The organism is Mucilaginibacter sp. CAU 1740 (assembly GCF_039839285.1).
In the GTDB taxonomy this organism is placed as follows: Bacteria; Bacteroidota; Bacteroidia; order Sphingobacteriales; family Sphingobacteriaceae; genus Mucilaginibacter.
This window is the reverse complement of record NZ_JBDOQS010000014.1, coordinates 40,325-51,999: the sequence shown is the minus strand read 5'-3', so window position 1 is coordinate 51,999 and position 11,675 is coordinate 40,325. Positions and strand designations below refer to the sequence as shown.

The 11,675-nt window shown below is 43.6% G+C and carries 11 protein-coding genes; all 11 read right to left on the bottom strand.

Features of this window, described 5'->3' with window-relative positions; translation table 11 throughout:
* Positions 1–37 precede the first annotated feature (37 nt).
* The gene (locus AAFN85_RS25305) at positions 38–577 is read right to left on the bottom strand and encodes a peroxidase-related enzyme (RefSeq protein ID WP_347530594.1); all 540 of its coding nucleotides are present in this window, start codon (positions 575–577) and stop codon (positions 38–40) included.
* Between the two features lie 12 nt (positions 578–589).
* Positions 590–1,171: a peroxidase-related enzyme gene (locus AAFN85_RS25300; RefSeq protein WP_347530593.1), complete on the bottom strand. Its 582-nt coding sequence runs from the start codon at positions 1,169–1,171 to the stop codon at positions 590–592.
* A 23-nt stretch (positions 1,172–1,194) separates the two neighbouring features.
* Positions 1,195–1,740 carry a peroxidase-related enzyme gene (locus tag AAFN85_RS25295; protein WP_347530592.1) on the bottom strand — a complete coding sequence of 182 codons (546 nt, stop codon included), beginning with the start codon at positions 1,738–1,740 and terminating at the stop codon, positions 1,195–1,197.
* A 2-nt stretch (positions 1,741–1,742) separates the two neighbouring features.
* Entirely contained in the window at positions 1,743–3,011 is a 1,269-nt protein-coding gene (locus AAFN85_RS25290; protein WP_347530590.1) for an MFS transporter, read from the bottom strand.
* 7 nt (positions 3,012–3,018) lie between these two features.
* The gene (locus AAFN85_RS25285; RefSeq protein ID WP_347530589.1) at positions 3,019–5,787 is read right to left on the bottom strand and encodes a TonB-dependent receptor; all 2,769 of its coding nucleotides are present in this window, start codon (positions 5,785–5,787) and stop codon (positions 3,019–3,021) included.
* A 45-nt stretch (positions 5,788–5,832) separates the two neighbouring features.
* Entirely contained in the window at positions 5,833–6,393 is a 561-nt protein-coding gene (locus AAFN85_RS25280) for a peroxidase-related enzyme (protein ID WP_347530588.1), read from the bottom strand.
* A 193-nt stretch (positions 6,394–6,586) separates the two neighbouring features.
* Positions 6,587–7,138 (bottom strand): hypothetical protein, encoded by a 552-nt coding sequence (locus AAFN85_RS25275; RefSeq protein WP_347530587.1) that lies wholly within the window; start codon positions 7,136–7,138, stop codon positions 6,587–6,589.
* A gap of 596 nt (positions 7,139–7,734) precedes the next feature.
* Positions 7,735–8,727, bottom strand: coding sequence for a helix-turn-helix transcriptional regulator (locus AAFN85_RS25270; RefSeq protein WP_347530586.1), 993 nt, complete (start codon positions 8,725–8,727; stop codon positions 7,735–7,737).
* 58 nt (positions 8,728–8,785) lie between these two features.
* Positions 8,786–9,355, bottom strand: coding sequence for a biliverdin-producing heme oxygenase (locus AAFN85_RS25265; protein WP_347530585.1), 570 nt, complete (start codon positions 9,353–9,355; stop codon positions 8,786–8,788).
* A gap of 38 nt (positions 9,356–9,393) precedes the next feature.
* Positions 9,394–10,659: a S41 family peptidase gene (locus tag AAFN85_RS25260; RefSeq protein ID WP_347530786.1), complete on the bottom strand. Its 1,266-nt coding sequence runs from the start codon at positions 10,657–10,659 to the stop codon at positions 9,394–9,396.
* Positions 10,660–10,677: 18 nt separating this feature from the next.
* Complete coding sequence (locus AAFN85_RS25255) at positions 10,678–11,637, bottom strand: hypothetical protein (RefSeq protein WP_347530583.1); 960 nt, start codon at positions 11,635–11,637, stop codon at positions 10,678–10,680.
* Positions 11,638–11,675 lie beyond the last annotated feature (38 nt).

The following is an 11,675-nucleotide window of genomic DNA, read 5'->3' as shown; positions in this document are numbered from 1 at the left end:
TAAACCTTAAATAAAGTGGCCAAACGGAGCGTGCATTTTAATATTTTCCGTACCCTACATGCGCCATGCGCTCACCCATTTCCAAATAAGCCTCGTTAGGCCCGGGTGCCCAGGTACCCAAACCATCAACGTAGCGATTAAACATGCAAAAAGCGGCGGCAATTAAAACAGTATCGTGGATCTCGGCATCTGTAGCACCTTCTTCACGGGCTGCGGCAATATCATCGTCGGTTACATTTTTACCGTTGCGTTGTACCTGGTGGGCAATATGCAGTAATGCCCTTAACTTATCAGATACCGGAGTGTTAGGCAAACCGGCCTTGATGTCATCAATAAGGTTGATGCCGCTTTTAAGGTGTGCTACCGCCGCAGCAGCGTGCGAAGTATGGCAAAAGTGGCATTGGTTCCAGTACGATACCGAAGCCGCTATAATTTCGCGCTCGCCACTGGTAAGGGTTGATTCACCGCGTAGTAATGTCTCCGCCAAGTCAAGCAGCGGACGGGCGGTTTCGGGGCGATAGTTAAGCAAACCTACTATGCCCGGTAATTCTTCGTTTTTTAATTTTATGTGTGCCATGAGTTTTATAGTTTATGAGTTTTGTAATTGTTGTTCAGTCCGGTTTACTTTAAAGGGCGCGGTCATGTAGCCTTCGCTGGCGCGCTGCTTGCCCATTTTATCATATAGTTCTGCATCGTCGGGTTGCCAGGTTGCAAGGCCATCTACGTAGCGGTTGTACATGCAAAAGGCTGCTGCTATCAGTACAGTATCGTGCAATTCAACATCGGTTGCACCGGCCTCGCGGGCGGCTGCAATATCATCCGCATTAACCTGTTTACCGCCAGCCTGTACCTTTGCAGCTATTTTTAAAAGCGCTTTAAGTTGGGTGCTGATAGGCGCGGTATCCGGATCCGCAAGTACCAGTTCAACCAATTCGCCATCGCCGCCTAACTGGTGTTTGGCTATTGCGCCGTGGATGTTGGAGCAATATTTACAGGTGTTTAAACGCGATACATAAGTAGCTATCAGTTCTCTTTCGCCCGCGCTTAAAGTTGGGTGCGGATCATGCAGCAGCGTTTGAACAAGGTGATTTAAAGGCGCTGCCGTTTCGGGGCGGTACATGAACAAGCTCCTGATTCCCGGAAACTCGCTTGGTAAATTAATGTGTGGCATAAATTTTATTTTTAGGTAGATGTTTATTTGAATAGACTTGATTGATAGCCATCAATAGCCCTTTGCGGTGCCCTATCCACATAAAACTGCCTGTTTTGTGGTGCCCAGGTACCCAGGCCATCCACATAGCGGTTAAACATGCAAAACGAGGCTGCTATCAACACCGTATCATGCAGTTCGGCATCGGTAGCACCTTCGGCCCTCGCCAGTTCAATTTGCTCTGGCGTAACATGTTTACCGCTTTTTTGCACGCTTGCGGCAATGGTTAATAGCGCTTTCATTTTTGGCGACAGATCGGCCTGCTGCATATCGGCTTTGATGGCGTCTATCTGGTCGATATTGCAATCGAGGTAATGCCCGGCAAGCGCGCCGTGAACATTCTGACAGAAGAAGCAATCATTAAGATAGGACACGTAAGTCGCTATCAGTTCGCGCTCGCCGCGGCTTAGGGTGTTATCTCCCCTAAGCAATACCTCGGCAAGCGCGTTGAGTGGTTGTTCGGTTTCCGGGCGGTAGGCCATCAGGCCCCTGATGCCCGGCAGATCATTATTCAGTTCGATGTGTGCCATAACTATTTTGCGTTTTGGTTAGTCGCAGGTTTTTCGTGCACAAAAAGTACAACCAGCAAGCCTACCAGAAATATTAATGAGAAAATGAAGAGGGCGTTACTGTAACCGCCCAGCGTTGATACCAACACACCCACAAACAATACCGCCGTAGCTGTAAAAATGCGACCGATATTGAAGCAAAAACCGGTAGCCGTTGCCCTGATCCCGGTTGAGAAAAGCTGCGGAATATAAGCTGATAATACGCCCTGGCTCGCCCCAAAAAACAAAGCAAGCACAGCTATCTCGGCATAAACGGCCGGACCAAATGTGCTATTGGTTTTAAACAGTACAAATGACAGGCCCGTACAAACAGCAAAACATAACAGCATCGATCTGCGCGGTTTAAGCAAATTCACCAACCAACCCGAGAAAAAACCACCTGTGAGGCCGCCCATGCCTAAACACATCATACTCAGGCCGCGCTCTTTAGCGGCATCGTGAGTGGTAATAAGACTCTGCACCCAGGTTGGCAACCATGAAAATATAGCCCACAGGCCAATGAGCATGGTACCGAAAGTTAGCGAACCAACAATTAGCTCTCTCCTGTGATTAGGAGAGAGCAGTTTGTTATAAGGATTAGTTTTGTTTGATGCATCGGCGCGATAGTCAAGCCAGCTTTGCGATTCGGTAAGCAGCCAAGCTCCCAGCAAGGCCAGGAATAAAGGGATCGCTCCTACCAAAAAGCCTTCGCGCCATGATGAAACCACGTAATTGATCACCCCCGCCGAAAAAATTCCTACCGGAAAAGCTATTGACAAAATGCCGATAACTACCGCTTTGCTCTTAGCGGGCCACACCTCGCTTACCAGCGTAATACTGGTAACCAGTACCCCGCCTACACCAAAGCCGCTCATAAAACGGCAACCTACTACTCCCCACCAGGTTGGCATTTGCCCGGTAAGGATGGTAAAGATACCGTAGCAGCTTATGGCCATTAGTAAAGCTATTTTACGGCCCATTTTATCGCTGATCACTCCCCAGGTAAAACCACCAAAGGCCCAGCCAAAAATGAAAACGGCATTGATATAACCGCTGATGGCGTTAACTTCATCGGCAGGTAAATTGCCTTGCAGATCGCGCACTACTACCGGTAAATAAACCGACATGAGGGTTGATACCGTGCCACCAAGGGCCGTGCTGATAAAACAGATCAGGAACAATACCACGCGGTATGGCACGCTGATACTATCTTGTTTTGTTGTAACCACTTCGCTTAATGTTATTGTGCTCATGAGTTTTTTATTTTAAAAGATCATCAAATACAATAGATACATAGTAAATGGCACCAATAGCCGGCGAACCATATGATTGATAGATGTGCTTGTTAAAGATGTTACTACCGCCCAGTTTAATGGTTGATTTAAAGGCAGGCAGTTTTTTGCTTACCTGGGCATCAAACAACGAGTAAGAATCTACACGACCAGGAGCTGTACCGGTAAAAGTGCCATACCAATCAAAAGCGGTTTGGTAATGCCAGGCCACATTAAAGCCGAAGTTGTTACCGATATTACTGTTGCTCAATGTAGCATTGGTGCTCCATTTGGGAGTATTAAATGCGGCTATATTGTTAGGGTTAGCATTTTTAAGGCTGAATACCGATAGTGTTGCGTTACCGTCTAAAGCATAACCTTTATCAAACAAATAGGTTAAACCCGCACTTGCACCTTGCGATGATACTTTATCGGGCGCGTTGGTGTACAGCTGGAATGCGTGTACTTTACCATTAGGGATATCACTGGCAGATGCTGTGGTTACATTACCATCACTACCCAAAATGGTGTTTTGCGGCTGGATCACTACCGTGTTCAGGATAAAGTTGGTATAGCTGCTGTGGTAGTAGTTTACATCGATGAGTAACTTATCGGCAGCAAGGCCTTTGTAACCCACCTCAAATGCTTTTTGCTGCTCTGGTTTGATATAGGCTACGTTTGATTTTTTCAGCAAACCTTTATTTTGCTCAACAGCCTGCGGAAACGGCGTACCCTGTTGCATAGCCCTGCCAAACGCGGCACCGAAAGCACTTACTGATGATGCGGTGAATGAGTTTTCATAAACGTTCATGCCTTTGCTGTTGTTAGGCGCGCCACCCAAAATAGTGATGGGGCCTACATTAAGGTGGATAAATTGATCGACCGGGGTTGGGTTGCGAAAACCGGTTTGGTACGATGCCCTGAAATTGTGGGTTTTATCAACCGTGTACACTGCCGAGAAACGAGGCGTAAAGCTGCCTTTAAAGTTTTCGTTTTTATCGTAACGCAATGAGGCTACCAGGTTCAGGTTATCATCAAACAGTTTTTTACCGGCCTGGATAAATGAACCATACTCTTGTATGGTGACTTTATTGGTTTTATCATCAAACAAGCTACCGTTAGTAAACATGCGATAATCGCGGAAGCTACCGCCTACCAACAGGTCGAATACTTTAATGGCGCTGCTAAAATCGTACTGACCATCGGCATGATAAAACTTGCTGGCGCTGAACACACCTGCACCAGCTAAACCGTAGTTATGGATAGATGCATCTTTTGCTTTATTAAACGCATCACTGCCCGATAAAAAACGGCCCTGATCTGCAAAGGTGCGGGCCACGTTGTTATCATGAGCGGTTACGCCGTTAACTGTACCGTTGTAGGCAGCGGCGTAGCGGGTAAACCAGGTATCATCGGCTTTATCAGGCGTTACTACTGTACCGTTTAGGTCTTGAACCCAATCGCGGTTAATGAACTGGGCCAGTGAGCGGGTGTTGTATGAATCGTGCGAGTTTTCGGCAACAGAGTATCCTCTTACAAAAAAGTTACTTCCCCTTAACTCAACGCGATGTGTTTGCAGTACAAAGTTATTCAGATCGAAACGGCTGCTACCGGTGTAGCTTGCTGTACCCCTACCGTAATTGTATTGATAAATAGCCTCAAGGTTATTGTTAATGCGGTATTGTAGTGCACCGTTTAGTTTTAAGCTGTAAACATTATAGTTCATCAGGTCTTTTTCTTCATAACCTGTTCTTGAAACCAAACCTATACCGGGCAAAGTACGTGATACTTCATCACCGTAAATATTCAAAGCATCACGACCAGGGTTATTTGCCCCGCGCTGTGCGACAGGTGTTGAAGCGCTGATATCTGTATAATTATCAGCATACCAATCGCGACCAGTTAGGTATGAAGCGTTGATTTTAAAAGCGAACTTATCATTAAACGCTTTAGCAAAACGGGCAGCGAAATCATAAAGACCTTGTGGTTTTACTACCGATTCGCCAAAATGGTTTAGGCCACTTTTTACCTGTACAGTTAAGCCCTGGTATTTAAAAGGATCTTTAGTTTTTAATGATAACAAACCGTTAAAGGCTACCGGACCATACAATGCTGAAGCCGCGCCCGGGATAACCTCGGCGCTCTCGATATCAATATCCGATGCGCCAAATAAGTTACCTACCGAAAAGTTAAGGCCGGGCGTTTGGTTATCTACACCATCAACCAGTTGCAAAAACCTGCTGTTACCGGTGCTGTTGAAACCGCGGGTATTAACCTGTTTATAGGTTAAGCTGCTGGTAACAGCCTCCATACCTTTTATATTTTGCAAACCATCGTAAAAAGTGAACGAAGGATTTTCCCTGATGGCTTTCAGGTTCATTTTTTCGATACTTACCGGCGATTTCAGAATGCTTTGATTTATACGCGTAGCTGCTGTAACTACCTCATTAAGTACGATAGATTTTTGCACCAGCTTTACGCCTACTTTGGCATCGGCACTGTTGATGCTCGTTTCAGTTGGTTCAAAGCCTACAGCCGAAACCACCAGCGTAATAGGCAATTTAATTTTGTTAACATTAAGGCTAAAATTACCTTTCGAATCGGTTGTGGTACCGGCCAGCTTACCTTTTACACTAACGCTGGCACCTTCAACAGGCGCGCCGGTGGTGCTGTTGGTAATAATACCGGTTACATCAGTGCCCTGAGCAAACAGGATTGCCGGGACAAACAAAAACAGGATAAATAAAAGTTTTTTCATTGTGTTGGGATTGAGGTTAGTTGAATAAATAATCAGGGATTTGTTTTACTTTTTTAAATGATCATAGCCTTGTGGCAAACGGGTATAACCGTGGTTAACAAGGCGCTCGGCAAGTACATCGAAATATGCCGGGCTATCGGGCAAGGCGGTTCCCATTCCATCAACATAGCGATTGTAAAGGCTAAATAAGGCGGCTATCAGCACCGTATCATGTATTTCGATATCGGTAGCACCGGCAGCTTTGGCGCGTTCAATGTGCGTTGGGGTAACATTACGACCACTTTGTCCGGTTAATTTGGCAATGGTGAGCAAAGCCTTCATTTTTTCGGATACAGGTGCGGTTTCAATGTCTTCCTTAACTTTTTGTGATGTTTCAGTTTCGCCGGCCAGCAGATCGGCAGCGGCGGTGTGGGCGGTGGTACAAAATTTACACTGATTGCCGTGAGATACGATGGTGGCTATCAGCTCTCGTTCAAATTCGGAAAGCGATGAAGGTCCGCGCAGCAGGATCTGTGTAAGGTCGCGGATTGGCTGAGCAGTAACCTTATTATATTCTAACAAGCCGGTAATACCCGGCAGGTGAGATTCGAGTGGAATGTGGGGCATTATAAAAACTAAAATGAAGTGGAGGAATAGCCACACGCCGGGCATTTACAGAAATTTCTTTCACAAGCACTTAAAAAACCTGTGATCTTCCCTACTTAAACGGTAAGAAAATCTACGAAAAAAGAAAAATCAGAATGGTAAGCCACGGCAATTGCATTACGCAAAAGCGGCCGTTAATAAAACTAAGATGAGATTAGCAGATAGCTTTGGGCGGTTGCTCCGGAATATCCTGGTGATAATTAACCAGGGGTTGCACAGCATGTATTATATTTTCACGCACGTTTTTAATTAACGGACACCTAAATACATACTGCGTAAAAATGAAATGCGAGTTTTCAAGGACCGCTGATTTTGGACAAGGCACATGTTCCTTATGCGGAACAGGTATATCTTTCATACCCTTAGCATCCAATATATTTTTATCGGTAGGCTTAGTTGTATCATAATTGGGTACACACATTAAATGAAGCGCGGTGCGTGTAATACGTATTTTAACAAAGTTGTAGTTGGTGTTTTGAAACTGGATCTGTCCGCTTACGCTTTCAAAGGTTTTCCAATCATGGATACCCGGCATATCAACCGGGATAATTACCTCCGTAAGATCCTTAACGTTATAAAAACCTTTGGCTGTTTGATCAACAAAAAACTGCTGTGTTTTATGTTCCAGGTATTCATGAATAGCTAAATACCCTGCCGTGTTGAACAGGACTATGCATAATAAAAAGTATGCGATAAGCTTTTTCAAAGTGTTTAATAATAACTGGTTGGCTAAAGATGAGGTATTTAGTTGATAATTTCAATAGGTACTTAATATTTTCATTCCTAAAAGTGTTCATTAAAAATAAAATACCTTATATTGGGTACTTGAACAGAATCAGTATATAGCGGATGGATATTATTTATTGAGAAGATATGGAAAATAAAAACAATGCGCTGCCCCTGTCCGGCGCATTATCTATTAACTAAAACTGTATTTTTAAATAAAAAACACACATATAAGAACTATCGGGAAATATCATTAAAACCGAGATTAAGCAGATAATCAGGATTGTTTTTCCAAAATAAATGTAACTACTGTTACGCAGACTTAAATATTGTACCGCAAGCTCAGCAGAAAAAGCCCGCGAATATAGGTGAAAAAGATCGTAACGATCAGCTTTTCATAGTTAGCGTTTGGTAATAGACGTATTTGAAATAAAAACGTTACAGATTGCAAAAAATTTCTTTTGCCGGGAAATTTATTTTTTGTCAAAGGTTCAGGTTTTTATTTTTTCAAATAAAGCAAAAAAGAGGCATATTTCCAATACCTCTTTTGTTTTATTATGCAGTTTGATAATTTGTTTAAGCGTTTAGCTTAACCTCGCTGGGCAAAATTCCATAGTATTTTTTAAAGGCGCTGGTTAAGTGCGCCTGATGTTTAAAACCTATGGCATGTGCCACTTCACCAATGCTTTTATGATCATTAATAATCATGTTTTTGGCGGTTTCCATCCGCAGCCTGGTTATATAGCCATATATGGTTGTACCATAATAAGCCTTGAACCCTTGTTTCAGTTTAAACTCATTAAGGCTGATGAGCCTTGATAGTTTTTTAATGGTAGGCGGGTTAACGTAAACTTTATCCAGCAATTCTTTAGCATGATAAAGTTTTTCCAGATCTTCAGTTTTTATCTGCGGACCATCATCGTCACTGCTGCTTTTCTGCATTTGCTCAAGTTGAAGCATCAGCAGTTCTAATACTTTTGATTCGGTGTAGAACTTTTTGATCTCGCCCGTTTTTTTGCATTCGCAGATATCGGTGATCACCCTTTTCATTTCTGGGGTTACGGCCAGGTCCTGCGCTGCTAAGGAAGTGTATTTACCTTCCATTATGGCCGAAACAAATGATGAGTGGATAAGCGCGTGCCTATCTATCAAATGGAAATAGTACTCTTTTGATAGCACCATTAAAAAGTAGCTGTACTGCATATCGGGTATTACTTCGTACCTTCCCTTTGATGAAGGGATGTAACGGATATTGTGCCGGTTGCTACCGTACCCGCTTTTTCTTCCCAGTTTTAAAGGCGCGCTGCCCGATTCGTAAAATATAAACTGCGACGTGATGGTCTCCCCTTCTACCTCAGATAATATCCTCACCGGCTCATTAAACTGCATGTTTGAATGAAGCAAAAACAAGCCGCCCGAACTTAGCTGGTAATAAAACAGCTTTTTCACAGGCTCACGCTTTATCGAAATATGTTTTTCGGAAAGCTGCGATCCCGGCGAATACGCGTCAGGAAGCTCTTCGATAAACAACCACTCATCAAATCCTTCAATTTTCGATTTTATCTTCATAACAATTCAATACAGGTAAAAAAAACAGGTTTGGTTTTCAATAGGCAGCAACGATTTATTATCCGTTAACAGTCTGCTCAGCTTCGACAAATACGGCAGCGAAGTGTTCAAATGTTTCGTTAGCGGTTTTAACGGCAATGGCTTCCTGCTCATCCTCAACAGCACTTGCATTCAATACATTGATAAATGCGCCCCACATTTGGCCGGTAGCTTGCCCGTAGCCCGAAAAGAAGGATACCCCTTCGGTAATGCCGCCTTTAGCCAACATCTGCACAATAATGCTTCCACCCATAATGGAGCCTTCCATTACGTACAATGCACCAAGCGCCTGGATGGTGTTGCCAATTTCAGGCACAGTTGTTTCGGGCAGGTTATTGATATCTCCACCTAAAGCTTCGATATCGGTTTTGATGTATGATGAGTTTCTGCGCTGCGGATAATCAGGCAATACATCGGCAGTAATAAATGGCGCGATAGCTTTTTCAAGGTGATTGAAATAAGCGTAGAAATGCCTTAGCAGATCGGCATAATCCTGGTTGCTGCGAATAGCTTTTAATTTTTGAACTACTTTTTTTTCTAATTGCAGGTGGGCTTCTTTGGTAGCCTCTTTGATGGTTGTACTTAACATGTCTGTTGTATTTATTGGAGAGATAATCTCTCCTGTTATTAATTTCTCTTTAGTTTTAATCTGTTCTCAATCATTCCCAACGGCACAGGGAATGCACCAGCCTGGTTAGATTTAAATACCGCGTTGGTTTGTATGGCTTTATTGATCAATTGCGTTTGTATTGAATTGCTTGATGCGCCGTTGATCAAACTCAATACAGCGCTCAAACAGGCCTCCTTCGGATCTCCCAATACAGTCGCTTCCTCTGCATTTACCTCTACATCGGCAGGCATCCCCCCAAAATAATCAGACCAACCCGCCGCGTTCCTGATCAGGAAACCCGAATAGTAAACGCTATACACATCAACCTTAACCGAAAAAAATCCTACAGGCTTGCCATAGGTTGTGCCGCCAACAAGCTTTATATTAAAGTAAGGCTTCATGGCGCTGATGAGCAGTTCGCTTGCTGACGCGGTACTGCCCGATGTGATGAAATAAATATCCTTCACAGTTTCCAGGCCGCCTGTTTTAGCAAATTTGTGCGTATTACCAGCTTCCGTATAATCTACATCGGCCATGATTGCGGTGCGGCCATTATAATTTACGGTGTTACCATTGGCATCATAGTAAGTTTGATTTTTGAGGATAGTAGCATTGCCCGCACTAAGCGATGTGTTGTATTGTTCGGAGAACATCACCTTCCCCGTTAATGCAGATGAGGTAACTTGATTAGCCACATACTCGGCTGTTTCCACATAGCCGCCGCCATTGTATCGCAAATCAATTACAAGCCGCGTTGGGTTAACAGTTTTTAAGTTTGCGAAAGCGGCATCAAGCGCCGTTTTGCATGTACTCAATTTTGGAAATGATCCTAAGGCTATATATCCGATACTGCCGTTTATAATAGTATCCTTTAATACCGCATCCAACGATGGAGATACCACAGCAGCCTGACTGCCACCGTTGCCATTATATCCGGTGATATACGAGTATTTGGCAACACCGGCAATCACAGGCACTTCGTAAGGTTGCGCGGTTGATGGATTTGCAGCTATTTGCGAAATATCAAACACCTCTTCATTAAAAGCCTCATCGGCAGAAGTATAAGTGGCATATTTTACCCTCGGGTTAAACGTATTATAATCGGGCAGGTTTTCGTTCCATAAATAAACCTGTTTGGCGTACAGGTAAATCGAATCGAGCGTAAACTGCGTGCGCGTACCGGTAAGCGGCGATACAGGTTCGGCCAACCCTGGCTCCGATTTTTTACAGGCAACCGTTAAAGTCGCCAGTATTATCCCAGTAAACACACCCGCTCGCTTCATCACTTTCAGTCTTCTTTATTATGGAACTATAGTGATATCTGCCGTTGATGGCGACCAATCAGTTAGGAAGTTCCCATCCTTATCATGAAATTCGATGTAGTAGATAATGCCTGCAGGGGCATCTGCCGGAATGGTCATTGTTAGTGTACCTGCAGTCGGAACACTAATATTAGCCGTGGCCATATCAAAATTATCACCTATATAAAATATAGCTTGGGCACCAACAAACGTATTGTTAAAGTACTTGGCAAACGGACCGGGTATAGTGAATGTAAGCACTTGCCCGGCTTTCAGGTTTTTACCAAGATCTGGTGAGGTTAATAAAGGCATTGCCGGTACACCAAAATGAAATGGGCCTTTAACAATTGTATTATTACCGCTTATCAGTTTCACTTTATAATAGCCTGTATCGATAGTGTTGTTTTGCGGTAATTGCACGCTCAAATAAAACGGATTAAAAGAGGCGTTTTTTAAACTCAATTGAAAATCTTTGTTCGCGCTGTTAGTGAGGTACAGCTTTGTTTGATTGGTATCTGTAATAAAATATTGTCCGCGCAGCTTCAAATAATCGCCAATTTGTAAAACATCGGTAGCTTGTACGTCAAACACCGGCGCTGGCTGATTAATTAGCGGAATAAGTTTATATGTTTTTTTACTGCCATCCTGAGCGGTAACAGTGTAAATAGTGCCCGATGCAAAAGTTACTTGCGCACCTGAAGCCGGGCTAATTGTAGCACCTGAAGATACCGCGATTTGTGGTGTTACTTTGGTGGGAGCCGTTTGAAATGGCGGCCAGTAAACGATGATACTATCGCCGGTAATAGATCCTTTTAGCTGGTTGCCCAGCGAATCTGTTACCGAAAATGTTTCAATCTGGTTAAATGGCGTTTTTAGATATTCTTTTTTGCATGATGCTAAAACGCTTAACAGCATGGCCATGCCCATGAGTGCAAATAAGTAAAAGTTTCTTTTTTCCATTGCTTTGGTTTGGTTATAAAATAGATGGAACGGCCTGC